We start from the raw sequence: 24,371 nt of genomic DNA, 5'->3' as shown, positions 1-24,371 counted from the left end.
AGGTGGCCGGAACGTAAAGCCCCTGTAATGCACGTGTCAATACGTTGAACACAATGAGTGGGTGGCGCCGGACGTGAACCCCGTTGTGCCTTCGCGTCTTGACGGTGTGAGCGCCTCCCGGGGGCTCCCTCCGGACAGACGTTGGAGAGCCCCTCGCGCGTACGGACCGCCCTGAAGCCGGGACGGTGTCCCTGCGGGTGGTGCAGGGGGTGTGAAGGTGTCATCGCGGGCCGGGACCGGCCATGCCGTTCGGCGGCCTCGACGCGCTGACGGGCAGGGCGGAACCCGACTTCCGGCCATCGGAGATCCGATTCACCGGGTGCTCCATGGACCACGCGCCTATGTTCTGGAGTGTCGTCCGCCCGACTCAGGGAGTTTGCATGTCACTTGAACGCCCGGTCATCAACAGCAGCGTGCCGCACTCCGCCCGGATCTGGAACTACTGGCTCGGCGGCAAGGACCACTACGGGGTCGACGAGGAGGTCGGGGACCGGATCGCGAGCGCCAACCCCGAGATCCTCGACATCGCCGTGGCGCAGCGGGCGTTTCTCGTCCGGGCGGTGGAGTACCTCGTCGGTGAGGCCGGCATCCGCCAGTTCCTGGACGTGGGCACCGGCCTGCCCACCGCGGACAACACCCACGAAGTCGCCCAGCGGCTCGCCCCCGAGACCCGGATCGTCTACGTCGATCACGACCCGGTCGTCCTGGCCCACGCCGCGGCGCTGCTCACCAGCACGCGCGAAGGCGCGACGGCCTACATCGACGCCGACCTGCGCGACCCGGAGGACATCCTGCAACAGGCGGCCAGGACACTGGACTTCACGCAGCCGGTCGCACTGATACTGCTGGGCGTCACCGCCCACGTCACCGACGACACCGCCTACGACCTCGTCGGCCGCCTGATGGACGCCCTGCCCTCCGGCAGCCACCTCGTGCTCTGCGACGACACCGAGGTGCTCGACCCGCAGCAGATGCGCGAGATGATCGAGCAGTGGAACGCGGCGAGCGACAACCCCCGGATCAACCGCAGTCCGGAGGAACTCACCCGGTTCTTCGACGGCTTGGAGCTGCTGGATCCCGGTGTCGTCTCCGTCTCCCGGTGGCGCCCCGGCCGGTCCGGCGAGCCGACCGTCGAGGTCGACGACTTCGGCGGCGTGGCGCGCAAGCGGTAGCCACGGCTCACTGCGGCGTCCCCGCTCGGACGGTGACGCCCGCGCGAAGACCGCAGCCGGTGGACACCGATCGCTGTCGGGCTTGATTTCACGCTCTGGCCTGTGGCCGGTTTCGAGCCGTACGGCTTTCATGCCTCCCGGCAGCGCGCACACCTCCGCTGAAGTGGGTACGGCGGTCGTGCCCACCGCGCGTGCGACGGTGCGGCGCCGGAGCCCGATGGCGACGAGCCTCCGGATGTCCTGGGCCAGGACGACGTGGCGGTGCTCCTGGGCGAGGAACTGCGCGCTGCCGCCGAACGTCCGTGACTTCGACGGTGTGCCCTGACAGGAGCCACCCGGACGCCGGTTCGTAGGATCCGTGCGAGCCGCGGATCCTACGAACCGGAAGGACATGTATGGAAGACCGATTCGAGCCACTGCGTGCGGGGGATCCGGCACGGGTCGGCCCGTACACGATCACAGCCCGGCTGGGCAACGGAGGCATGGGGACCGTCTATCTCGCACGGTCCCGCGGCGGCCGGTCGCTGGCCGTCAAGGTGATCCACTCGGATCTGGCCGGCGACCAGGACTTCCGACGCCGTTTCACACGCGAGGTGAACGCGGCACGCAAGGTCAACGGCGTGTACACCGCCGGTGTCGTCGATGCCGACTCCGACGGCGACCCACCGTGGCTGGCCACCGCCTACATACCCGGCCCTTCCCTGGATGCGGCGGTGCGGCGGCACGGACCGTGGCCCGAGAGATCCGTGCTGCTCCTGGCAGCCGGGCTGGCCGAGGCGTTGGAGGCCATCCACGCGGCGGGCGTGGTGCACAGGGACCTGAAGCCCTCGAACGTGCTCCTCGCCGCCGACGGCCCCCGCGTCATCGACTTCGGCATCTCGTCCTCCAGCGAGGCCACTTCCGCTCTGACACAGAGCGGATCGGTGGTCGGCACGCTCGGCTTCATGGCTCCCGAGCAGCTCAAGGGAGCCGCGATCACTCCGGCCGTCGACGTCTTCGCGCTCGGCATGGTGCTGACGTTCACCGCCACCGGCACCGGGCCCTTCGGAACCGCCGAAGGCAGCAGTGCCGCCCAGTTGATGTACCGGATCGTCTACGAGGAGCCCGACCTCGGTGCCCTGCCGTCCCGGCTGCGTACGCTCGTGGGCCGGTGCCTGGCCAAGGATCCGGCCCAGCGCCCGACCGTGCAGCAACTGCTGGAACAGCTTTCGCGCACCGACGGCGATGCGCAGGTCGCCGCCGGTGTCCAGTGGCTGCCGGATCCCCTGACCCAGGCCGTGACCGACAACGCGCCCCCGCCGCCCCCACCGCTGCCTCCCGCGAGGCAGCCCACCGTCGTCGACGCGCAGGCGCCCACCCAACTGGCCGGCCCCGTGGCCATGCCTCCGGGACCCTCCTCCGGGGGCCCGGCGACGCCGCACACGGTGCCGCATCCATACGGCTACGCAGACCCTCGCAGCGGAGGTGCACGGGGAACCAGGAGGGCCGTGATCAGCGCGGTGGTCGCGGCGACCGCGGTCGTCATGGGGGGACTGGCATGGTTCCTGCCGAACGTCCTCGGCGGCGACCGCGACCAGGACACGCCGTTTTCCGCGAGTGAACCGTCGGCCGCGACCGGGCCGGCTCAGCCACAGACCGAACCGACGCCGTCTCAGGCCGGGTCGACCCGGTCCGCCGGGGCGCCCGCCCCCGAGGAGCCGCCGGTGGTGGGCGCATGGCGGGGCAGCTACCTCTGCACCCAGGGCAAGACCCGGCTCGGGCTGGACATCACCTCGTCCGGCGGCGGTGTACTGGAGGCGGTGTTCGAGTTCTCCGCGCATCCGGACAACCCCGATGTCCCCACCGGCTCCTTCGCCATGATCGGGACGTACGAGGAAGGCCGAATGGTCCTGCGTGGGGATCGCTGGATCGATCAGCCCGGCAACTACCTCATGGTCGACCTCGAGGCGGACGTGCCGCAGGGGAACCCCGCCGCCATCGAAGGAGAAGTCGTCAACTCCTTCGGCTGTTCCACCTTCTCCGTCGTACGGCAGTGACGGGCCGACGTTCACCCCGGGTGTCGCTCACCTCGATGCGTGCGGTTCCGGTCGCGGCGTCGGACGGTGTCCCACCAGGTGGTGCGGGGGATCTCTGCGGTCTCTGCGCTGCGGTCCCTGCGCTGCGGGGCCGGAGACGGGTGCCTTGCCGAAAACCGTGAGCAGTCGGCGGGCATGTGTCCTGATGCCGCTCAAACGAGCGGCATCAGGACAGTGGTGGCCGAAGTGCTCACGCCTTCGGGGCGGTGTGTCCTCCCCGTGTCCTCCCCGGGGCGTGGGCGAGTGTCCCGGCATCGCCCACGCCGAGGCCACCGGTCAGCACGACCGGCTCCGACCCGCGACGCCACTTTCAGATCCCTCACAGCGCCCGCAGGGACACCATCCCCTCTCGGGATCGAAGCTTCCTGCGTGGATCAGCACGGGTACATCGATGCTGTACTGCTCCAGCAAGCGCAGCATCTTGATTCCCCCCTGTCGATCACCATCCCGAGCGATATCGCTGTGCATGCCAACGGTGACCAGCACGGTCGCTGCCGTGGCGGAAAGTGGCCGGTCAGCGCAGCAGCAGGTCGATCACGCCCGTCAGGTCCTCCCCGCCGCTGCCCTCGGCCAGGCGGCGGAGCATCAAGTCGAAGTAGGGGCTGAGCAGTTCCGGGCTGACGCCCTGCTGCTCGGCGGTGCTCAGGAAGGTCGGCGTGCCGGCCACCTGCATGGCGAGGTCGGAGACGACCCCCTTGGTGTAGTCGCCGCTGCGCAACCGGTCGGCGGTCCGGTGAACCGCCGGGGCCATCGCGACGAGCCAGTCGGCGAGCAGCGGGGCGAATGTCGCGGGGTCGATGTCCTCCTTGCGGATCAGGGCGAAGGCGTGCGCGGCACCGGCGAACATCCCGTACATGGCGCTGAGCAGGGCCACGTCGTGCAGGGCCGCGAAGCCCGCGTCCTCGCCGACGTAGGTGGTGCCGGCCGGGACGGCCAGGGTCTCCTGGTGCTGCTCGAACAGCTCCCGTGAGCCGCTGTAGAAGACGTAGCCGCCGGCCTCCGGGACGCCGATCATCGGAGGGACGGCCATGATCCCGCCGTCCAGGTAGCGGGCGCCGCGCTCACGGGCCCACTCGGCGCGGGCGCGGGCCTGGGCAGGGGTGCTGGTGGTCAGGTCGACCAGGTCCCGGCCGGCCGGGTCGGCACCGGCCAGCACCTCCTCGACCGAGGCGTCGTCCAGCAGACAGACGACGGTCAGGGTGTTCGCCGCGACCGCCTCGGCGGCGCTGTCCGCGACCCTCGCCCCCTCGGCGGCGAGTGCCGCGGCGCGGGCCGGGGTGCGGTTCCAGACGGTGAGCGGGTGGCCGGCGGCAAGCCAGGTGCGGGCCAGCGCGGTGCCCATCGCGCCGAGGCCCAGCAGGGTGACGGGAGACTTCTCAACAGTGTTCTGTGTCATGCCGATCAGGCTGGTCACGGGCCCGGGGATGATCAAGTACGCACTTCGGAGTGGGTGGTTACCCCGGGGTGAGCGAGCACGTCGAAAGGGTGGGGCATCACGACGCTGAACCGGCCGGGCGGACCAGAAGGACACGTCTGCGGGATCGACACCGCGATGGAGGTGATCGGTGGCAAGTGGAAGGTGCTGATCCTCTGGGCGCTCCACGAGCACCCCTGCCGCCGCTTCGGCGAGCTGCGTCGACTGCTCCCGGGGATCACCGAGAAGGTCCTGGCCTCTCACCTGCGTGAGCTGGAGGCGGACGGTGTCGTGCACCGCGTCTCCTACGACGAGGTGCCACCCCGCGTCGAGTACTCACTGACCGAGGACGGCAAGCGCCTCAACGACGCACTCCAGCCGCTGGCCGCCTGGGGCCGCGAGCGGCCGACCACTCGAGGGCCGGAGGAGAAGGCAGGCCAGGGTCTGTCCGGTGGGCCCGGTGACCGTCCTGGAGCGGACGGTTCTGGATGAACCACTGCCGCCCCGCAGGTCAGCGGTTCACTTCGAGCTGGTCGGCCACGGCGTCGTCGGCGACCTCTTGAGGTCGTTCCGTACCGGGCCCGGTCGCTCGGAGGGGAGCGGCCGGGCCCGGCGTATTCGGTGACGGGGCATCAGCAGTTCGGGATCACGGTGCCGTTGTTGTCACGCGCTTCGTCGTTGCCCCAGCGCGACAGGTAGTACGCGGAGACGTACGCTCCACGCCCGTTCTTGCCCGCGTAGGTGGTGTCGAGGTCCGTCTTCAGCCACCAGTGGTTGTAGGTGCCGTTCGCGCCGCGGATCTCCTGGCCCCACACCTTGCAGTACACGTAGTTGGTACCCGCGTTCAGCACGCCCTGCGCGTCGTTGGTGTTCGGCTGCGCGTAGCCCGTGGCGTTGGCGAAGGTGTCGACCCAGTACTTGCTGGTGCCGCACCCGTTGTCGCTGGTCAGGTGGTAGCTGCCGTACGAGCCGGGGTAGGCGAGCGAGGTTCCGTTGATCTTGATGTTCTGGCCGACGCCGTTGTAGAGCTGCTCGTAGTGGATGTGCGCGCCGAAGCTGTTGCCGGTGTTGCCGGTGGTGCCGATCTGCTGTCCCTGGCCGACGTACGCGCCGCTGGCGACGGAGAAGGCGTTCAGGTGGAAGTAGTACGTCTGCCAGCCGCCGCCGTGGTCGATCTTGATGTAGTTGCCGGCGCCGTTCGCCTGGTAGTGCCGGGTGGCGGTTCCGGAGGCCGAGGCGAGCACGGGCGAGCCGTTGGTGGTGCCGCCGTCACTGCGGACGAAGTCCAGCGCGCGACGGACCTCGGCCGAGTGGTGGCTGTACGTCCATTTCTGGCCACAGGCGAAGGGGGCCTTGAAGAGAGGGGCGGCCTGCGCGGGCGTCGCCGCGAGCAGGCCGCCCACGAGGGCCACGAGGGCCACGAGGGCAATGCGTATCGATCGCAATGCTGTCTCCGAACTACGAAGTGCGTGGAGGATCGGTCTCCTCATGCGCGGACGGGCCCAGAATGCCGAAGCTTGACGTGTGCGCAACAGTCCCTCTAGGGGAGTCCCTAGAGCACGCCGACCACGCACCCTGCGCGACACGTATCCGCAGACCCCACGCCTGTGGGCCTCCCGGGTGCACGCGGGTCCCGGGAGGCCTGCGGTCAGAGGGATGTGTCAGGGTCTGCGCATGCTTGAGATCGTGGTGATGACGGAGAACCGGAAGCGGTACGTCCGCGTGTCCGCCGAGGAGCTGGAGGGGTTGGTCCGGCGGATCGGTGGTGACGGTGACCGCTTCCTGGTGGTCCAGCGCATACCCGACCTGCCTGACGTCTTCGCCCAGGTCTGGCACGCCGAACGGCGAGTGGCCGCTCCTGGGGCTGCATCTCCCCGCCGCCCGTTTCCCGCCCCCGCTTGTGACACCCCTGTGACCGGAAATGTTGCTTCCCTCACACGTGCGGGGGTCACACCCTGATGGGATGACCGGATGCGCAGACCCACCGACCTCGGCCCGGCTCTCGCCGCGACCACCCCCTTACTGTCGGCTCTCGTCGCGAGCGCTCTGCTGCTCACGGCCTGTGGGACGGAGCGTGCGGGTGCCGGGAGCACCGGCGTCGGCGCGGCCGCGTCGCAGGAGGGCACACGGATCGACGATCCGGGCAAGGACGGCGTACGGATCACCTCGCTGACCCTCCCGTCGGCCTCCCCCTCACCCACCCGCAGCCACTCCGTCGCCGCCGACGGGCTCACCACGGGCTCGGACTCGGGGGTCTTTGCCGCCTACGAGGTCACCAACGAGAGCGCCGAGACCCTGACCTACTCGATCGTCTTCACCTTCATGAGCGGCGACGGCGGGGCCGTGACCAACCAGACCGAGACCGTGCGCGACGTCGGCCCCGGACGGACCGTGCGGGGCACGGTCCGGGCCGGGGAACTGCCGCCCACCGCGCCGCGGGTGACGCAGGCCGAGGTGCTCGAAGTGACCAAGGTCCCCGCGGGCGAGGCGCCGGCCGAACCGGGTACGTGCCCCGCCTCAGGGATCCGGATCAGCGTCGACGAGGGCAACGCGGCCATGGGACTGCGCGTCGTGGGCCTGCACCTCGACAACTGCGGCACGCACGCCTACACCGTCGAGGGTTACCCGCTGCTGGAACTCCTGGACGAGGGCCTCGAGCCCGTCGACGGCGTCGAGATCCTCGACGGCAGCGGCGACATCACCACCGGCGCCGGGCCCGACGAACCGCCCCGGCCCGTCACGCTCGAGCCCGGCGAGTCGGCGACCGCCGGCCTGGTCTGGCGCAACACCACCGAGTTCGGTACGCCGGTGAACGTGCCCCACGTGCGGGTCCGGGCGAAGGAGGGCGCCGACCCGGTGACGGTGACCCCGCACCTCGACCTCGGAACCACCGGAAAGCTCGGGGTCAGACCCTGGGAAAAGGCGGAACGCTAGACGACGTCCCTCACCTCTGAAAGTCGAACGGCTCAGCGCCGGGCGGACGAAAGGCGGGCCCCCGCACCGGGAATCGGTGCGGGGGCCTTGCCGTGCCCGGCCGGCTTCGCCGTCGGCTCCGGGAGGACGGGGTCGCCACGGGACCTGGCAACCGCCGTGGGGCTGCGAAGCGGGTGGCGCGGGCGCCGGCCGTCCGGTGGAGCGGCGCCTACGCCTTCGGTCCGACGCCCACTGTGGCCGCACCGGCGTCGTCCTGTGGCTCCGCGGGCTCCACCACCGGGGTGGCGCCCGTGGTGGTCAAGGCCGGCGGCGTGAGCACCGAGGCGTAGTCGTGCTCGGTGGTGTAGGCGAGGAAGCCCAGGTGCGCCTCGTAGCGGTCCAGGACGTCGTCGATCACCTGCTGGTGGGACAGGCCCATGAGGTCGTAGCCCTCGGAGCCGGTCTGGTTGAACACCTCGACCCGGTAGTAGACGTCCGTCTGGCGGGACATGCGTCCGCCGAACATCGGCACCGGGGCCTCGACGGCCTGCACCTGGTAGTGGAAGTTGCGGTGGTCGGGGATCTCGACCACCAGCGCGTGGCCGGGGATGCCGGTGTCCTCGTTCGGGGCCAGGTCCAGCGTGGCCTGGTAGCCCTGCTTCCCGAATTCACGGACCACGTCGGCCAGCGCCGGCTGCACGGTGCGTTCCATGAACTGGACCACCTGCTTCTTCGAGGGGTAGGAGCGCATCCGCTCCAGCCGCTGCCGCCAGGTGCGCTCGGGCACCTGGCCGCCGTGCGCCGCCGTCGACTGCCGGCGCAGGACCCTGCCCTCGCGCTCGGCCCGCTCCATGCGCAGGGCCTTGGAGAAGGAGGCCATCACCAGCCAGGCGATGATCGTCACCGGCAGGGCGAAGATGAGCGTCGCGTGCTCCATGGTGGTGACCCCGCCGGCCACCAGCATCGCGATGGTCAGCAACGCGGTGAGCACCGCCCAGAAGATGCGCAGCCACTTCGCCCCGTCCTGCGACGGTTTGGGTATCGAGGAGGAGAAGTTGGACATCACCATGGCGCCGGAGTTGGCGCTGGTGAGGTAGAACAGCAATCCGGACAGCGTGCCGAGGCCGATCAGGAAGCTGGCGCCGGGGAACATCTCCAGCAGCGCGAACCAGCCCTTCTCCGGACTGTCCATGGCCAGCTGGGCGAATTCCTCGTTCCCGTTCAGGACCTGGTGCATGGCGCTGTTGCCGAAGATGCTCACGAGCAGGAAGTCGCAGAGCACCGGGGCGGTGACGGCGGCGATGACGAACTCGCGCAGCGTCCGGCCGCGGGAGATGCGGGCCAGGAACAGGCCCACGAACGGGCCCCAGGCCAGCCAGAACGCCCAGAAGAACAGGGTCCAGCCGCCCATCCACTCGGAGCCCCCCTCCTGGTAGGCGAAGGTCTGCAGGGTCCGGTCCGGCAGCGAGAAGACGAACCGGCCGATGTTCTCCACCAGCGCGTTGAGCAGGAACGCGGACTCCCCGGTCACCAGGATGTAGAGCAGCATGGCCGCCGCACTCCAGATGTTCAGCTCGGAGATCAGCCGGATCCCCTTGTCCATGCCCGAGGTACAGGCGGCGATGGTCATGATCACGGCCACGACCACCAGCGCGATCTGCAGGGCCAGGCCCTGCGGGAGGCCGAACAGCAGGGCGAAGCCGACGTTCAGCAGCACGACGCCGATGCCCATGGAGGTGGCGACGCCGAAGACGGTGCCGACCAGGGTCACGATGTCGATGGTGTCGCCGATCCCGCCGCGGACGCGCTTGCCGAGCAGGGGGTACAGGGCGGCCCGGATGGACAGCGGCATGCCCCAGCGGTAGGCGAAGTAGCCCATGGCCATGCCGAGCAGCGAGTACATGGCCCAGCCGGCCACGCCGTAGTGGAACATGGTCCAGACCACGGCGTCCTGGGCTGCCGCGCCCGTCTGCCCCTCGCCCGTCGGCGGAGCCATGTACTGGGTGATGGGCCCGGTGACGGAGTAGAAGAGCATGTCGATGCCCACGCCGGCGGCGAACAGCATGGCCACCCAGGTGAAGAGCTTGTACTGCGGCCGGGAGTGGTCGGGGCCGAGCCGGACGGAACCCCCCTTGGACAGCGCGACCCAGAGGACGAACACGATCACCACGGTGATGGTCAGGACGTAGAACCAGCCGAGGTTCTCCGCGATCCAGGCCACCATGCCCCGCATGGTGCCGGCGGCGTGCCCGGGCGCGAACATGGCCCAGAGGGAGAAGGCGACGATGATGGCCGAGGAGATGACGAAGACGCGCCAGTTGACCTTGGGGCCGGGCTCCTCGATGAGTTCCGCGGGGGCCTTGCTGAGTTCCTGGCGGGAGACGGGAGGACGGTTCTCGGCCTCCTGGCCGTGGCGCCGCCGTTCGGTGCCGCCGAGGTGGCGGCGTTCGATCGGGGCCTTCGGCGGCTCGCTTCCGGGGCGGGGTGTGTCTACGGCTTCGGGCATGCAGTCCTCCTCCTGTCGGCGACGGGTTCGAGCGGGCGCCGGCGTGGGCGGGCGTCCGCGGCCTCGATCCGAATGGATGGGGGAGGCCGTGCACAGTGGGCACCCTGTCGTGGGGCCCACCTGGCCAGGTTAGTGCTCCTAACGAAATGATCTCCGTGACCCGCTCCGGGGTCGGTGGGATCTCGAATACCGGTTGTGACCTGGGCTTTCGCGGTGCTCGGGTAGTGGTTGGCGGCGTCGTATCCGGCGGGTGGGATGTGCCCTATTTCACCGTAGAGCCGGTTTTGGTCGCACCGGTCGGTCGCTGCCGCGCGGGGAGGGGGACGGCCGGTGCTCCGGCGCCTCACGGGCGGCCGCGTGCCCGTGCCATACGGCGTTGGCGCACAACTCCGCCGCGACGAACGTGACGACGTGGTGCGCGTCGCTGCCGTACGGGACGCCCCAGGCGTCGAGGCGGTGCCCGCACAGCCGTCCGGCGAGACGGGCGCCGCGCGGAGTCGAGTCGAAGCGCATCGTGAACCGGTGCACCGGGAGGGGTGGTCGTGTTGCGGTCATGCGCTCACGGTGACGTTCCGTGGCCCAGCGCGACCAGTGGTGACGCGCCGACGCGGGCCCTTCGTGCGCGACGACATCCGGCGGTGTACGGCGCGGTACGGGAAGAGCCGCGAGACGGAGAACGACGGCCTCCCGCTCCGCAGTTCGTTCATGAAAGCGCAGCTCGACGGGTCCTGCCGTGGTGAGAGGGCTTCTGTCCTCGACCGGGGCGGAACCCGAAGACGCACAAGCGACCCACCCCGCACGGCCCCCCAGGGGTCTCCGTCCGCTGTGACGCGACTGTGACCGGAGGGGTGGCTTCCGTCACAGACGGTCCGGTGCGGTGCTGATGGGGTGACCGCATGCGTGCCGCCCCCCTCATCCCTCAAGCCCCGCCCTCGCTCGGACGGGGGTGACGGGCGTGCTGCTGGCGGGTTTAGGTCTCTCCGCGGTCTGCGCCGTCGGCGCGCTCGTCGCCGCGACGGGGGTCGTCGCGATGGCGTTCCCCGGTCGGCCCGAGCCCTGGGCGGTGCATCTGCTGCGCCGCGCGGCGGCAGCGGCCGCGTGGGCGGCCGTGGCCGTCTACTCCCTGGGGCTCTCCGGCGTTCTGCTGTCGGAGCACGCGTTCAACAACGGCGCGGACTCGATCCCGGCCCCGGCCTGCCGCGACGGCTTCGACGCGGAGACGAGACAGGGCCTCTCCCACCACCGCTCCTCGTACCTGCCGCTCCGCTTCGACTGCGTCCGCGACGACGGCACCGTCTACTCCAGTGAACCCGGCTACGTGTGGATGAACGGGGTGACCGCGTCCCTCGCCCTGGCCGCCGCCCTGCTCGTCATCGGCGCGGGCCACGCCACCGAGCTCCGCGCCCGGAAGACCGCGGCGGTGTCATGACGCTGCTCCCGGTCTTCGTCGGACTCGTGGTCGGCTGGGTCGCGCTGCGCGGGCTGCTGGCGCATCCGTTGCTGCCGCTGTGGGTGCGGACCTCGGTGTTCTGGACGGTGCCGCTCGGTGCCCTGACCTGGGTCGTGATCATGGTGGCGGACGACCCTTTCCTGTTCCCGGAGACCGACCCCTGCCTCCAGGAGCCGATGGGGGAGGGCGTCATCGAGGGCGAAAAGGTCTCGGGAGTCTCCACCCCGTTTCCGCCGCGGGCCTACTGCCAGTGGGAGGACGGCACCGTCCACGACCTCGCGCCCGGGGCCGAGTTCGTGTTCTGGGCCCTCTTCGCCATGACGGTCGTACCGCTCGCGGCGGGACTGTGGCACGCCCTGCGGGATCCGAAGTCGTTCCTGCGCTAGGCGCTGTCGTCGAACGGCCCGTCGTCAGCGCCAGGGATGCCGTGTGACGGCTGCGCAAATGCGTCACATCGGTCCTGGTCTAGAGTGCGGTCACCCCCGCCTACCTGGACGATTTCATGCCTCTGGCTCCTTCGGACTTCACTGCCCTGTTCGCCGATCAGTACCGCTGCAACCTCCTGGGGGGCCGACCGGCCACCGTCTCCTTGAGTCGGCCCGTGGACCTGGCACTGCCCACGGGGCAGGTCGTCGTCTGTGACCCCTTCACGGGCCTCGGTCCCTTCGCGCCCGTCCCCTTCACTGCCGCAGTCCGCCCGGGCAGGTACTCGGTCACCTTGGCGGTGGCGTCTTTCGACAACGACGGCGTGCCGACTCAAGTGGCGGCTGCTGCCCGGCTGTCCGTCACGGACGCCCCCGTAACCGGATGGGAACTCGCACTCGTCGATGACCAGGAGGTCGCGGACCTCGGGGAGCGCGAATTCTTCGGTTATGAGACGGATCACGGTGACGTGTGTTTCGTGGACGCCTCTGCCGTCTCCGCACTGGCTGAACACGAGGACTGGCTCATCGAGGCGCTGGCCGCCCATGCGGCGGCGGATTTCGGTCTGCCTCCCGTGAAGGCGGTCGGACCGGCCGGAGAGGAGATCGCGGCGTTCACCACGGGCCGCGGCCGCGGGTTCTATCCCACGTGGGTCGGCCGTACTGACAACGGTGACGTCGCTTCCTTCGTCACCGACTTCCTCGTGCTCGAGAAGCCCAGCACCACCAGCGGTGGGCCATCGTGAATTCCTCGCTGCTACGAGCGCCGAAGAGCCGTCATTGCGGCGTTCTTCGACCTCGCCGACACGATCACCACTGTGCGTAGCCTGATCCGCCAAGCGTGGACCATCTGTCGCCGGGACGTACGCCCCCGACGCCGGGCCTGACCGGCCGCCTGCATGCCGCGGCCTCCGAGGCGTTGCCCGGGGCGGCGGATGCGCTACGGCGTCCCGGTCAGGCGCAGGCGGGTGCGGGAGGGGGCCGACGGGGGCAGTGCGGCGATGATCTCGGCGAGCGAGGTCGCGGCGAGGCTGTGCCGCCAGGCTTCGTGGGCTTCGGCCATCTTCTCGGCGAGGACGCAGGGGTTCCGGCATTCCTCGGCGGGCAGTGCCCCCCGCCCCTGTCGGCGGATCTCGCGGCACTCGTACGGCGCGGACGCACCGTCGACCGCCTCGACGATCTGCAGGAGCGTGATCTCGGAAGCGGGCCGGGCCAGCCGGAACCCACCGCGCGGGCCCGTCGTCGCGGCCAGCACACCGGCCTTGACCAGCGACTGCAGCTGCTTGGCGAGATAGGCCGCCGGCAGGTCGAAGTACCGGGCGAGCTGTGCCGCCGAGGCGGTGCTCCCCGCCTCGAGTTGCGCCAGCGACGTGGCGCAGTGCAACAGCCATTCCGTACTCACGGGCAGCTTCATGGCCGGATCTTATCCCGGAGATTGCAGACCTCTTTAGTCCGAGATAGCGTCCGGCGGCAGCGCGGAAGACAGAGGAGAGACCACCATGCGGACCATGCGAATCGCCGTCGCCGGAGCGACCGGGAACATCGGGGCCCTCACCGCCGCCGCCCTGGAACAGGCCGGACACCACGTCGTGCGCATCAGCCGTTCACTCGGCGTGGACCTGACCACCGGCGACGGCCTCGACGCCGCCCTGACCGGCGTCGAGGCCGTCGTGGACGCCACCAACTGCACGGCGACCGACCGGGACGAAGCGGTGGCGTACTTCGGCACGGCCACCCGGACGCTGCTCGCCGTCGAGGAACGGGCCGGTGTCCGCCACCACGTGCTGCTCTCGATCGCCGCCCTCGACCGCGTCGAAGGCAACGCGCACTACGCCGGCAAGCGCGAGCAGGAGCGTCTCGTGTCCGAGGGCCCGGTGCCGTGGACGATCGTCCCGGCCACCCAGTTCCACGACTTCGCCGCGATGGTGACGAGCTGGACCGAGCGGGAAGGCACCGCCACCGTCGCGCCCCTGCTCGTCCAGCCGATCGCGCCCGCGGACGTGGCCGACATCCTCGCCGAGATCGCCACGGGCGCACCGCAGGGGCGTTACCGCGAGGTCGCCGGTCCCGAGCCGCAGGACCTGGTGGACATGGCCCGGCGCACCAACGACGCGCGCGGCCGCGCGGTCAAGCTCGTGCCGACGTGGTCAGCGCTGTTCGGCCCGGCGATGGCCGGTGACGTGCTGCTGCCCCGAGCGGGCGCCCGCATCGCGCCGACCACCTTCGACGAGTGGCTCGCCCAGCAGCGATAGCGCGTCCCGCTCCACAGCGCCCCGCGCCGCTGCGATCGCGGTAGGTGGCAAGGCGGCAGAGCCTGGGAGGCAGCCGGGTTGTCGGTGAAGGTGCGGCGCCGTCGACGGCATTCCGACCGTGATGGCGCGCAGACACAGGTCTTCCCTATGATCACAGAGCGTCGCAACTCCACGATCACGGAACCTGTGCCTGCCCTGTCTACCCGCTACCCGCTGGTCCCTGCCGGCTGTCTGTCTGCGCGTCGTGGCCTGGCGTGACCGGTGGTGATGCGTCGACGGGAACCCCTCGTACGCGGGGGCCGGTAGATGTGGACCACGCCGGTGTACGCGGTTCAGCGGTCGCGGAACGGCGGCAGCACCTTCTGCTCCACCAGGCGGTCGAACAGCTGCAGCAGCCGCGTCTCGGTGTCGAGCGCGTCCGCGAACCCCGCCTGACGGACCTTCACGGTGGAGGTGATGTTGTCCGCCTCGTGGTGGAACAGGAAGTCCCCGACCGGCCAGGCGACGAGCTTCTCGTACGGCGTGGGGACCAGGCCGTGGCGGTCGACGAGTCGTTGCCACACGTCCGCGCGGGTCGGCATCGCCTCGGTGAGCGACATCTGCTGGGGCGGGGCGTAGTCCATGCCGAAGTGCTCGGCGAACCGCGGCCAGAGGCCGGACCAGCGGAACTGGTCGCCATTGGTCACGTTGAAGACCTGATCGGCGGCGCTTTCGGCTGAGCCCGCCCACACGGTCGCCCGGGCGAGCAGCTCGGCGTCGGTGGTCTGGTACAGCACGTCGTAGGCGGCACGGGTGCCGGGGAACCGCATCGGCAGGCCGAGTTCCTTGCAGATCGCGGCATAGACCCCGATGACGAGCAGGAGGTTCATCGGGTTTCCGGTCGCGTAGCCGGTCACCCCCTCGGGACGCAGCGCGGTGAACGCGAAGCCCCGTTCGGCGGCGGCCTGCCGCAGGAGGTCCTCCTGGGTGGAGTAGAAGTGCGGGGCGACGAGCCGCGGATCGCTCTCCTTCGCCGGCGTCGTGAAGTACCCGAGGTGGTGGCCGTACGCCTTGCCGCCCTGGTAGAGCGTGACGTGGCGGAGCGGCGCGCCGGCGGCTCGCAGCGCGTCGAGGGTGTTGCGCAGGAGCGCGTCGTTGACCTCGATGAGTTCGGCGTCGGTCGGCTTCTCGATGTAGGCGGCGAAGACGAGGTGCGTGACGTCGCGGAGGCCGGCGAGGCCGGTCGTCGCGCTCTGGGCGTCGAGCAGGTCGACGCTGTGGTGCTGCCAGGGCGCGTCGTCGAGGGCACGGCGGCTCACGCCGTGGACGGTCCACCCCAGTCGGGTGTACTCGCGGGCGGCGTGGCTGCCGATGAGGCCGCCGTCTCCGGCGACCAGGACGGTGCCGCCGTGCGCGGGCAGGTCGGTCAGTCCGAGTCCTGGCGTGGTGGGGGCGGGGGGCGTGCTCATGGGCGGGATCTCCGTTCGTGGGACGCGGCGGTGCGGCCGGACCGGTCGCGGAGCGACCCGACCGGCGGCGGCGCTCAGGCGAAGGGCTGCGACACGGCGTCGAGGGCGGCGAGGTCGGCCTCGGTGAGCCGCAGCGACGGCGCGGCCAGGAGAGCCGGGAGCTGCTCGACGGTGCGGGCCGAGGCGATGGGCGCGGTGACGCCCTTCGCGAGCAGCCACGCGAGCGCGACCGTGGCCGGCTCGACGGCGTGCGCCTCGGCGACGCGGACGACCTCGGCGACGACCTTCAGGCCGGGTTCGGAGACGTAACCGTGGGCCTGGTCCTGACGGGCCCGGCCCTCGAGGTCGGCGAGGGAACGGTACTTGCCGGTCAGGAAGCCCGCGGCCAGGGAGAAGTAGGGGAAGACGGCGGCGTCGAACCGCTCGGCGAGCGGACGGTAGCCCTGCTCGTAGTCCTTGCGGAAGACGAGGTTGTACTGCGGCTGGATCGCGACCGGCACGGCGAGGTTCTCCGCGGTCGCGTGCTCGAACCAGCGGAGCATGCGCTCGGGCGAGTGGTTGGAGAGCGCGATGTGACGGACCTTGCCGGAGCGGACGAGCGCGTCGTAGGTCGCGGCCTGGTCCTCGATCGCGACGTTCTCGTCGTCCTGGTGGGAGTAGAAGAGGTCGACGTGGTCGGTGCGCAGGCGCTTCAGGGAGGCGTCGAGCGCCTGGGTGACGGTGTCGCGGTCCTGCTTGTCGAACGGCGGGAGCATGCCGGCCTTGGTGGCGACGACGACGTCGTCGCGGTTGCCGCGCGCGGCCATCCAGTCGCCCAGGATCGTCTCGGACTCGCCGCCGGTGTGGCCCTCCACCCAGGCCGAGTAGACGTCGGCCGTGTCGACGAGTGTGCCGCCGGCCCGGGCGTAGGCGTCGAGCACGGCGAACGACTCCTCACGGCCGGAGGTCCAGCCGAAGGTGTTGCCGCCGAGAACGAGCGGAACGGCGGTGAGATCGGTGCGCGGAACGGAGACGAGATCGGTCTGGCCACTGACTGCCACTTGGGGTCCCTTGCTGTGGTGCGTGTCGTGCCGTACCCGAGGGATCCCCCGCCCTCAGGTCACGGAATTATCACTTGCCTCGGAAAGTGACTGTATGGACCAATGACTTTCCGTGTCAAGTGACTGCTAGGGTGGCGGCCATGGAGTCCGAGGAGGAGGCGCGCTGGCTCGCGCCGGAGGAATCCGAGGCATGGCTCGCGCTCTGGACGATGACGGTGTGGCTGCCCGTGCGGCTGGACGCACAGCTCCGTCAGGACTCCGCCCTGAGCCTCCCCGAGTACCACGCGCTCTCGCAGATCTCGATGGCGCCGGACCGGACGCTCCGGCTCAGCGAGCTCGCGACCGTCGCGAACATGACGCTGTCCCACCTGTCGCGTGTCGTGTCACGCCTGGAGAAGGCCGGCTGGGTGCGGCGCAGCCCGGACCCCACCGACGGCCGGTACACCCTCGCCAGGCTGACCGACGAGGGGTGGCACAAGGTCGCCGCCGCGGCGCCCGAGCATGTCGACGCCGTGCGTCGTTACGTGTTCGACAGTCTCACGCCCGAGCAGCGGCGAGCCCTCGGCGAGGCGGCCGCCCGCATCGTCGAGGCCCTCGACCCACCGGGGTTCGCGCGGGCCTGACCGGCCGCCCGTCCGCGCGACCTCCGAGGCGTTGCCCGGGGCGGCGGAGGCGCTACGGCGTTCCGGTCGGGCGCAGCCGCAAGCGGGCGCGGGTGCGGGGCCGCCGGGCGCCTTGCCGGCGCCGGGCGTCCTGGTTGCCTGCTGCTCGCGTTCGTGGCCTTGGGCCATGAGATTCTCGCCGGTGTGTGCGCGAGGCTGGTCGACCTCTTCCGTTCGGGCGGTCGACGGCAGACTTCCGGTCAGGTGGTTCGCGCACCGACGTGACGCTGGGACTTACCGAAGGAAGTGGACGTGGAGCAGTTCGCTGCGGGCAAGGTTCTGCGCGGCAGGTACCGGCTGGAGCGGGTTCTGGGCAGAGGGGCGATGGGGCACGTCTGGCAGGGGACGGACGTGTATCTGGACCGTCCCGTCGCGGTCAAGACCGTCGCCGCGGACCTTCTGGCCCTGCCCGACTGGCGCCGCACCGCACTGGCGCGCTTCGAGAGGGAGGCCAAGGCCGCCGCTCGCCTGGACCACGCCAACATCACCACCGTGTACGACGCGGCCGTCACCGAGGACGTCTGCTGCCTGGTGATGCAGCTCGTCGACGGGACGACCCTCGACAACGTCGTCGACGGCGCCGACGACGGCCGCCTGCCCGTGCCCGCCGCGGTCTCCGTGGCCGCGCAACTGTGCTCAGGGCTGTCCGCCGCGCACGCGGCCGGCCTGGTGCACCGCGACCTCAAGCCGCAGAACGTCATGGTCCGCACCAGTGGTCTGGTGAAGATCCTCGACTTCGGCCTCGTGAAGGTGCTCTCGGACGCCGACCCACAGCTCACCATGACGGGCGAAACACTCGGCAACATCGCCTACGCCTCGCCCGAACTCCTGGCCGGCGAACAGCCGCTGGACGGTCGCAGCGACCTGTACGCGGTGGGGTGCCTGCTGCACCACATGCTCACCGGCCGCCCTCCCTTCCACGGCGAGGGCCCCGCCGAGCTGGCGACTCAGCACCTCACCGCGCCCCCGCCCCGGCTGGCCGGATGCGGGGTCGACGCCCCGGCCGCGCTCCAGGACCTGCTGCACGCCCTGCTCGCCAAGCGTCCCGAGGACCGTCCCGGCGGGGCGGCGGAAGCGTACGCCGCCCTCGCCCCGTACCTGCCGGCCCCGGATCCGGCACGCGCGACCCGCAGGATGCCGCCGGAGGACCCCCGGCGGCCGTTCCTCGTGCCCCAGGGGCCGGTCATGTCCCGACCGGCGGCCGGATCTCGATCAGTTCCTTGAGGAACGGGCTCGGCTCCCCGTGCCAGAAGACGTCCAGGCTGTCCCGGGCGCGCGTGGTCGCCACGAAGAGCAGGGACCGGGCGCGCTGCATCTCCGTCCGGTAGCGCGCCGGGTCCGTGGTCCGCCGCTGCTGGACGCTCGCATGCGGCACCAGCCCGTCGGTCACCCCGGCGATGATCATGCGCTGGTACTCGAGCCCCTTGAACCGGAACATCGTGCCGATGTGGACGCCGCTGTCGCCGCGGGGCCTGTCCGGGCCTATCTCCAGAGCTTGGATACCGTGCTGGAGCAACGTGTTCGCGGCTTCGCTCGCCATCAGGTTGGTCGGCACGGCGATGGCGATCTGCTCGTGCGGCACCTCACCCCAGGACTCGATCAGCGCGGCGATCGCCTCGCGTTCGTCCTCCCAGTCGTCCAGCCGGTGCAGGTCCGGGACGGCACCGCTGAGCACGGACCGGTAGCCGGCCAGCGTCTCGGTGCTGCCGTCGAGGTCGTCGTACGTCTCGTCGCCGAGCACGTTCAGCGCGGAGCGCAGGATCTGCCGGGTGGTGCGGTAGCTCAGTGACAGCTTCGACGACCGGCCGCGGATGTTGATGCCGAGGCTGCCGAGGGTCACCTGGTTCTTGTAGATGCGCTGGTGGGTGTCACCGACCAGGAAGAGGTCGTTGCGGTCCGGAGCGGTCATCGCACGCAGCATCTTCCAGTGCGCGGGCCGCAGGTCCTGGGCCTCGTCGACCACGATGTGCCGGTACCGGTAGCGCAGCCAGCCTCCCGAACCGTCGGCCACGTGGATGTTGTCCAGGCCGCCCGCTTCCTCCCGCCGGCGGTCGATGGCCTGGATACGCCGGGCGCGCGCCGCCTCCAACTGCGCGGCCCGCTCCGCTACCTGGTCCCACGTCTGGGCTCCGAGCCGGTCCAGGCGCTGGGTGAACCGCTCGGCGAGCTGCCAGATCTCGGCGCGCTGGGCACGGGTGACGGTGCCGCCACGGCCGGCGCGGCGCACCCGGAAGTACTCCGCGCGGGAGGTGACGGCCTGGCCGAGGATCACCTGCGTCCACTCGTCGTTCAGGAACTCCGCGTCCCAGCCGTCCTCGCCGAGCTCGTCCAGGAGCGAGCGCCACTCGCGGACCGCCTGCGCCTCGTCGATGATCCGCTTGCGGTTGCCGGGCTCCGCCTCCCGGACGGTCCGCAGCGCGAGCTGGTCGACGTGGCTGATCTCGACGCGCGCCAGCAGCGCTTCGCCGCCCAGGGCGAGCAGCCGTGAACGCAGGTCCGCCGCGAGGTTCTTGTTGTACGTGGTCAGCAGGACCGGCTTGTTCCGGCCGGCCGGGAGCCGCTCGACCAGGTGCCTGACCCGGTGCAGCGCCACGATCGTCTTGCCGGTGCCGGGCCCGCCTCCCACCCGGGCGGGCCCGCTGTAGTCCCGCGAGACGAGCTTGGCCTGCGTGGGGTGCAGGAACACCTTCCAGCGCCCGAAGTCCTCGCCCTCCAGCGCCTCGCGCAGCGCGTCGTCGGTGGTGGTGACGATGGTGGCGGGACGTTCGGCGGCGGCCCGGAAGTCCTCGGGGTCCACGGGTTCCGGCGCCGCGACGTACCCGGCCCGGTGCGCCGCGTCCTGCGTGGAGTCGTTGAACAGCAGCGTCTTGCGCTCCTCCGGCGCCAGCGCGATCTCCTGGCCGCCGGTGAACAGCTGGGTGACCGTCGCGGAGGCCAGCGCGGCGAGCGCGGTGCCGAGGAACCTGATGCCGTTGTCCGTGTTGCAGGCCGGGCAGGTGTCGTCCCGGGCGGCCTGGTCGGCGGTCTTCTTGTCCAGGAGGGCCCGCGCGAACCAGGCGTCCTGCAGCCCCTCCCCGTCCCCGGCGACCGGCATGCGGTAGGTGCTCTGCGCCCCGTCCAGCACCACGACGGACTGCGGATCGACGCCGCCCGCCTGCTTGGGCGCGGTGCCGGTGAGCGCCGCGAGGGCGTCCCGCGCCTCGGCCGGGGTCGCCGCGATGAAGTACCGCAGCCGCCGCTTGTCCCGTCCGACGGCGGCCTGCCAGATCTTCAGCGGACCGGTCTCCAGCTTCTGCGGATCGGCCTCCGGGGACAGCGCCGCCCAGCCCGAACGGCCGCACACACGGCAGTAGATCGCGGGCAGATGGGCCTGGGCCGGCCGCTGCACGGTGTCCGAACCCGGCAGCGCCCGGGGCCGCCGCGAGTCCGCCGTCGGCCAGTCGTCGCTCTCGGACGGGTCCTCGGAGGCGGACGCCGCGGTGAGCGCGGAGCGCCGCGCGACGGTCCGCTCGTCCTCGTACCAGCGGAACTCCGGCCTGCCGCTCACCCCGCTCAGCACCCGCCCCACCGGACGGACCCACAGGTGCGCCTCGATGTGCAGCAGCGGACGCGGCCGGCGCGCGTCGGACTCCGGGTCCCGCGCGGACGACAACAGCGCCACGAACCGCGACAGCGCCTCCAGCGCGAGCCGCGGGTTCTCCCGCGCGGTGCGCGCCCACGCGTACCCGAAGCGGGCCATGCGGTCCCGCAGCCCCCACTCGTCGAGCGGCTCGCCGTTCAGCAGCGCGAGCACCCCGTGGGTGAAGTCGTGCTTCTTCAGCAGCCGCCCGATCTGGAAGGCGTCCAGGCCGCGCCGCCCCAGCAGCCGCTCGGCCAGCCCGTCCAGGTCGAGCCGGTCCGGGTCGGACTCCACGCCCGGCCCGCCCGAGACCTCGATGACGTCCTTGGGGCCGGGAGGCTCGGGCAGCTCGTAGTCGATCACCGCGTCCGCACCGAACGGCACGCCGAACACCTGCTCGGCGACGGTGAGGATGCCGCCGGTGTCGCCCCCGCCCTCACCGAGGGTCGTCGACGTCGCCACCGGGCAGATCGACCCGAGCGGCCGCTCCGGCTTCGAGGCGCCCACGGCGGACGCCAGCCGCCGCAGCAGCATCGCCACGTCCGTGCCCTGTGCGCCGTCGTACGTGTGGAACTCGTCCAGCACCACTTACGCCGGGTCGGCCCCCTCCCACAGCGGCCGGTCCTCGGCCCGCTGCAACAGCAGGTCCAGCATCTTGTAGTTGGTGATCAGCACGTCCGGCGGCGACTGGCGCATCTCCTCGCGCCGCGTCATCACCCGCCGGAAGTCCGTGTCCGGCTTGTCGCCGATGTAGAGACCGGCCGTCACCTGCGCCAGCTCCGGCTGCGCCAGGTAGTCGCCGATGCGGCCGGCCTGGTCGGTGGCGAGCGCGTTCATCGGGTACAGCAGCACGGCCTTCACCCCGCGCCGGCCCAGCGCCTTCTGCCGCCGGCAGTGGTCCAGCACCGGGATCAGGAACGACTCGGTCTTGCCGGACCCGGTGCCGGTCGTCACGAGCGTCGGCTCGGCCGCCCCCCCCGGTACGTGCTCAGCCGCTCCCACGCCTACGCCTGGTGCCGCCACGGCGTGAACGACGGCTGCCACTCCAGCGCCGACCGCCACCCGTCGTCCGCGGGGTGGAACGGCGTCCTGATCCGCAGGTACGGCCCCCGGAAGATCCCCGTCTCCGGATCCCCGAGGAACCGCTCCAGCGCGACCCGCGTGTCCTCGTCGGCCAGGGCGTACGTCGTCGTGAGGTACTGCGTCAGACTGCCGCGGAGCTGCGCGGCGGCCAGGGTGGGCTTCACGAGGACCTTTCGGGCAGGACGGTCACCACGAACGCCACTACGCACCACCGCGACAGCGGGCATCGGCACCGTGACGATCAGCCCCCAACATAACGGCCACCTCGGACAACGACACCCACCTGGTCGAATCCCGGACCGATCCGGTCGCCCGGCACGGTGGGAGGCGGGCGCCGGCCTCGAGGCAGCGGGTGGTGAGGATCACTGTGCACATGCGGCTTGTCATGCCGAGGTCACGGGGGCGGAGGTACGGGGCATGGGCGTACGGGGAGCAGGCGCGGGCCAAGAGGACGGCGTCGATCTGAGAGTGTCGAGCCAGGACCTCACCAAACTGGCCGACGACCTCGACGACATGCAGGACCACCTGGACAAGCAGGTCCGGCGGATGGACGCGATCGTCGACCGCATCGAAGCGGGATGGCGAGGACCGGCGGCGACGGCGTACCGCGAGTTCCACCGGGCGGCGGCCGAGGACGCCGTGCGCATCCGTGAAGTGATCCGGCACCTCGAGCAGGCCGTACGCCTCAGCCGCGACGGGTTCACGGAGCAGGAACTGGAAGTGGTGGCCCGACTGCGGAGCATCCAGGTGGACATCGACAGCGAGGTCGACAAGCTCTCGACACCGAACCCGGAGACGACCACTCCCGCCCACCCACGCAGCAGCCTCGACTCCTTCTGACGGCCACTCCGCAACCGTGACGACATCTACGAAACGGGGAACCATGTCAACCGGAAGCGCGGACGACGGTCACATAACCGTCTCCTTCACCACCCTCCGCGAGCTCGCCGCCGAACTGGAGGACATCCTCAAGAAGCTCAACGACAGTCTGGACGACCTCCACGACCGGGTCGTTCCGGTCGTGCTGTCCTGGGAGGGGGAGGCCCGCGAGGTCTTCGTCGACAAACTCGACGAGTGGGACCGCTCTGCCCAGGACCTCCAGGCGGCCCAGAAGTGGCTGCACGAGTGCGCGACCACGAGCCACGTCAACTACGCGGCAGCACACCAGGCCGTGTTGCGGGGCTGGGGGAGCGGCTGATGGGGACACCACCGCCGGGCCAGAACGGCACCATCGACGTCAAGCCGACCGACCTCCACCGCGTCTCCGGCGGTGTGGCGAGCCAGCAGACGGTGATGGACAGAGGCGCCAAGAGCCTGCTCGACGATCTGCGCAAGTACCCGGACGCCGGCGGTTACGGCACCTCGCCCCAGGCCTTCGCGACGTCGTACGTCAAGGTGGGCAACCGCTTCCTCGAGGTGTGGGCCAAGAGCGTCGTCAGCATCGGAGGCGCGGCGGTCGGCTTCACCACGACGGCCAACACCTACGCGAAGGTCGAGGCCGCCAACGACCCCAAGGGGAAGGCGAAACCGGTCGTCCAGCCGTTACCCAAGGTCATCGAGAAGGCTCCCGCCTACGGCTCCGTGCCGAACCTGAAGTGGGGCGACGACGACGGCGGCGACGACTTCATCCGCAGGGTCCTCGAGTGGGTGCCCGAGCCGGTCCGGGACGTGCTGAGACCGGTGGTGAAACACGCCTTCCGGATGGGCAAGGTCGCCGAGGTCTACCCGTTTCCCCAGCAGCACCACCTGAACTCGCTGTCCCAGGCGTGGATGGCGGTGACCGTCCCGCTCTCGACGGCGGAGCAGGGCCTGACCGGAAACGTCAGCAGCATCACGCAGCAGAGCCACAGCGAGTGGTACGACGCGATGCGCCACTTCTGCAGTTCGCTGTGGGGCACGACGGCGTGGGGCAAGAACCGCGAGAACTACGAGTGGGGACACGACAGTTCTTCCTCACAGACCGCCACCCACCCCGTGATGACCGTGCTGTTCGACACGGCCCGGAAAGTCGGGGATCTTCTCTACGAATTCGCCGAGGCTGTACGCGACGCGATCCCCAAGGTCGAGGTCAACCTCAAGGACGGCGTCGGCATGGACGACGTCAAGGGCCTGGTCAAAGGTCTGGGCAAGAGCATCGCGAAGGGCGCTTCCCAGTTGGGCCAGGGCATCGTCCTGAACATGGACACCGCCAAGCTGAACGCGATCGTCACTGAGTACAACCGGCGGGTCGACGCACTCGTTGAAGTTCCACCCTGATCATGGACAGCGGGTGTTTACGCTGCAGGGGTGAGATCTTGGATCGCGAGGACCCTGGT

At 70.6% G+C, this 24,371-nt stretch carries 22 protein-coding genes and 2 pseudogenes; 14 read left to right on the top strand and 10 right to left on the bottom strand.

The window, feature by feature from the left end; genetic code table 11:
* The first annotated feature begins 380 nt into the window (after positions 1 to 380).
* Together JL475_RS25665 and JL475_RS25660 are read left to right on the top strand one after the other, a co-directional pair.
* On the top strand, positions 381 to 1,172 hold the full coding sequence (locus JL475_RS25665; protein WP_202280297.1) for an SAM-dependent methyltransferase: 792 nt from the start codon (positions 381 to 383) through the stop codon (positions 1,170 to 1,172).
* Between the two features lie 395 nt (positions 1,173 to 1,567).
* Positions 1,568 to 3,208 carry a serine/threonine-protein kinase gene (locus JL475_RS25660; RefSeq protein ID WP_202280296.1) on the top strand — a complete coding sequence of 547 codons (1,641 nt, stop codon included), beginning with the start codon at positions 1,568 to 1,570 and terminating at the stop codon, positions 3,206 to 3,208.
* Between the two features lie 553 nt (positions 3,209 to 3,761).
* Here the strand turns inward: JL475_RS25660 and JL475_RS25655 are convergent.
* Positions 3,762 to 4,643, bottom strand: coding sequence for an NAD(P)-dependent oxidoreductase (locus tag JL475_RS25655; RefSeq protein ID WP_202280295.1), 882 nt, complete (start codon positions 4,641 to 4,643; stop codon positions 3,762 to 3,764).
* Positions 4,644 to 4,799: 156 nt separating this feature from the next.
* Here JL475_RS25655 and JL475_RS25650 point away from each other — a divergent pair, with 156 nt between their 5' ends.
* The gene (locus tag JL475_RS25650; RefSeq protein ID WP_237408250.1) at positions 4,800 to 5,153 is read left to right on the top strand and encodes a helix-turn-helix domain-containing protein; all 354 of its coding nucleotides are present in this window, start codon (positions 4,800 to 4,802) and stop codon (positions 5,151 to 5,153) included.
* A 140-nt stretch (positions 5,154 to 5,293) separates the two neighbouring features.
* Here the strand turns inward: JL475_RS25650 and JL475_RS25645 are convergent, their stop codons facing one another.
* Positions 5,294 to 6,106 (bottom strand): M23 family metallopeptidase, encoded by an 813-nt coding sequence (locus JL475_RS25645; RefSeq protein ID WP_202280294.1) that lies wholly within the window; start codon positions 6,104 to 6,106, stop codon positions 5,294 to 5,296.
* A gap of 526 nt (positions 6,107 to 6,632) precedes the next feature.
* Between JL475_RS25645 and JL475_RS25640 the strand changes: the two genes are divergently transcribed.
* Positions 6,633 to 7,595, top strand: coding sequence for a DUF4232 domain-containing protein (locus JL475_RS25640; RefSeq protein ID WP_202280293.1), 963 nt, complete (start codon positions 6,633 to 6,635; stop codon positions 7,593 to 7,595).
* A 208-nt stretch (positions 7,596 to 7,803) separates the two neighbouring features.
* On the opposite strand, the gene betT is transcribed toward JL475_RS25640, so the two are convergent.
* Together betT and JL475_RS25630 are read right to left on the bottom strand one after the other, a co-directional pair.
* Entirely contained in the window at positions 7,804 to 10,080 is a 2,277-nt protein-coding gene (gene betT, locus JL475_RS25635; RefSeq protein ID WP_202280292.1) for a choline BCCT transporter BetT, read from the bottom strand.
* A 357-nt stretch (positions 10,081 to 10,437) separates the two neighbouring features.
* A pseudogene (locus JL475_RS25630) lies at positions 10,438 to 10,635 on the bottom strand (ATP-binding protein); the annotation flags it as partial.
* A 400-nt stretch (positions 10,636 to 11,035) separates the two neighbouring features.
* Between JL475_RS25630 and JL475_RS25625 the strand changes: the two are divergent.
* The 4 genes and pseudogenes from JL475_RS25625 to JL475_RS40270 all read left to right on the top strand — a co-directional run.
* Entirely contained in the window at positions 11,036 to 11,509 is a 474-nt protein-coding gene (locus JL475_RS25625) for a hypothetical protein (protein ID WP_307825157.1), read from the top strand.
* Positions 11,506 to 11,916 (top strand): hypothetical protein, encoded by a 411-nt coding sequence (locus tag JL475_RS25620; RefSeq protein ID WP_202280290.1) that lies wholly within the window; start codon positions 11,506 to 11,508, stop codon positions 11,914 to 11,916. The genes JL475_RS25625 and JL475_RS25620 overlap by 4 nt, the downstream gene beginning before the upstream one ends.
* Positions 11,917 to 12,131: 215 nt before the next feature.
* Positions 12,132 to 12,698, top strand: a complete 567-nt coding sequence (locus tag JL475_RS25615; RefSeq protein ID WP_202280289.1) for a DUF4241 domain-containing protein — start codon at positions 12,132 to 12,134, stop codon at positions 12,696 to 12,698.
* Positions 12,699 to 12,839: pseudogene (locus JL475_RS40270) on the top strand (IS5/IS1182 family transposase); the annotation flags it as partial. It lies immediately after the preceding gene.
* A gap of 53 nt (positions 12,840 to 12,892) precedes the next feature.
* Here the strand turns inward: JL475_RS40270 and JL475_RS25610 are convergent.
* Positions 12,893 to 13,366, bottom strand: a complete 474-nt coding sequence (locus JL475_RS25610; RefSeq protein ID WP_202280288.1) for an Rrf2 family transcriptional regulator — start codon at positions 13,364 to 13,366, stop codon at positions 12,893 to 12,895.
* Between the two features lie 85 nt (positions 13,367 to 13,451).
* On the opposite strand from JL475_RS25610, the gene JL475_RS25605 reads away from it, so the two are divergent.
* Positions 13,452 to 14,204, top strand: coding sequence for an SDR family oxidoreductase (locus JL475_RS25605; RefSeq protein WP_237408248.1), 753 nt, complete (start codon positions 13,452 to 13,454; stop codon positions 14,202 to 14,204).
* A 332-nt stretch (positions 14,205 to 14,536) separates the two neighbouring features.
* On the opposite strand, the gene JL475_RS25600 is transcribed toward JL475_RS25605, so the two are convergent.
* Both JL475_RS25600 and JL475_RS25595 read right to left on the bottom strand, forming a co-directional pair.
* A complete protein-coding gene (locus JL475_RS25600) occupies positions 14,537 to 15,652 on the bottom strand; it encodes an SDR family oxidoreductase (protein ID WP_202280287.1) in 1,116 nt (371 codons plus the stop codon).
* Between the two features lie 74 nt (positions 15,653 to 15,726).
* Positions 15,727 to 16,692 (bottom strand): aldo/keto reductase, encoded by a 966-nt coding sequence (locus JL475_RS25595; RefSeq protein ID WP_202280286.1) that lies wholly within the window; start codon positions 16,690 to 16,692, stop codon positions 15,727 to 15,729.
* 140 nt (positions 16,693 to 16,832) lie between these two features.
* On the opposite strand from JL475_RS25595, the gene JL475_RS25590 reads away from it, so the two are divergent.
* Together JL475_RS25590 and JL475_RS25585 are read left to right on the top strand one after the other, a co-directional pair.
* Positions 16,833 to 17,315 carry a MarR family winged helix-turn-helix transcriptional regulator gene (locus JL475_RS25590; RefSeq protein ID WP_202280285.1) on the top strand — a complete coding sequence of 161 codons (483 nt, stop codon included), beginning with the start codon at positions 16,833 to 16,835 and terminating at the stop codon, positions 17,313 to 17,315.
* 291 nt (positions 17,316 to 17,606) lie between these two features.
* The gene (locus tag JL475_RS25585) at positions 17,607 to 18,578 is read left to right on the top strand and encodes a serine/threonine-protein kinase (protein WP_202280284.1); all 972 of its coding nucleotides are present in this window, start codon (positions 17,607 to 17,609) and stop codon (positions 18,576 to 18,578) included.
* Here the strand turns inward: JL475_RS25585 and JL475_RS40265 are convergent.
* The 3 genes from JL475_RS40265 to JL475_RS40255 are packed head-to-tail and all read right to left on the bottom strand — an operon-like array spanning position 18,538 to position 22,220.
* Positions 18,538 to 21,561: a UvrD-helicase domain-containing protein gene (locus JL475_RS40265; RefSeq protein WP_307825156.1), complete on the bottom strand. Its 3,024-nt coding sequence runs from the start codon at positions 21,559 to 21,561 to the stop codon at positions 18,538 to 18,540. The genes JL475_RS25585 and JL475_RS40265 overlap by 41 nt on opposite strands.
* Entirely contained in the window at positions 21,562 to 21,927 is a 366-nt protein-coding gene (locus tag JL475_RS40260) for a DEAD/DEAH box helicase (protein WP_307825155.1), read from the bottom strand.
* 50 nt (positions 21,928 to 21,977) lie between these two features.
* Positions 21,978 to 22,220 carry a hypothetical protein gene (locus tag JL475_RS40255; protein WP_237408246.1) on the bottom strand — a complete coding sequence of 81 codons (243 nt, stop codon included), beginning with the start codon at positions 22,218 to 22,220 and terminating at the stop codon, positions 21,978 to 21,980.
* A gap of 253 nt (positions 22,221 to 22,473) precedes the next feature.
* Here JL475_RS40255 and JL475_RS25570 point away from each other — a divergent pair, with 253 nt between their 5' ends.
* Genes JL475_RS25570 through JL475_RS25560 form a run of 3 tightly spaced genes read left to right on the top strand, consistent with a single transcriptional unit; the run spans position 22,474 to position 24,312 of the window.
* A complete protein-coding gene (locus tag JL475_RS25570) occupies positions 22,474 to 22,896 on the top strand; it encodes a WXG100 family type VII secretion target (protein ID WP_202280283.1) in 423 nt (140 codons plus the stop codon).
* A gap of 43 nt (positions 22,897 to 22,939) precedes the next feature.
* Entirely contained in the window at positions 22,940 to 23,254 is a 315-nt protein-coding gene (locus JL475_RS25565; RefSeq protein ID WP_202280282.1) for a WXG100 family type VII secretion target, read from the top strand.
* Positions 23,254 to 24,312 carry a hypothetical protein gene (locus JL475_RS25560; RefSeq protein WP_202280281.1) on the top strand — a complete coding sequence of 353 codons (1,059 nt, stop codon included), beginning with the start codon at positions 23,254 to 23,256 and terminating at the stop codon, positions 24,310 to 24,312. Before JL475_RS25565 ends, JL475_RS25560 begins: the two co-directional genes overlap by 1 nt.
* Positions 24,313 to 24,371: the final 59 nt, after the last annotated feature.

Origin of the sequence: Streptomyces sp. M2CJ-2 (assembly GCF_016757295.1) — a bacterium.
Lineage (GTDB): Bacteria > Actinomycetota > Actinomycetes > Streptomycetales > Streptomycetaceae > Streptomyces.
Note: the sequence above shows the minus strand (reverse complement) of the source record. Positions and strands in the feature narration are given on the sequence as shown.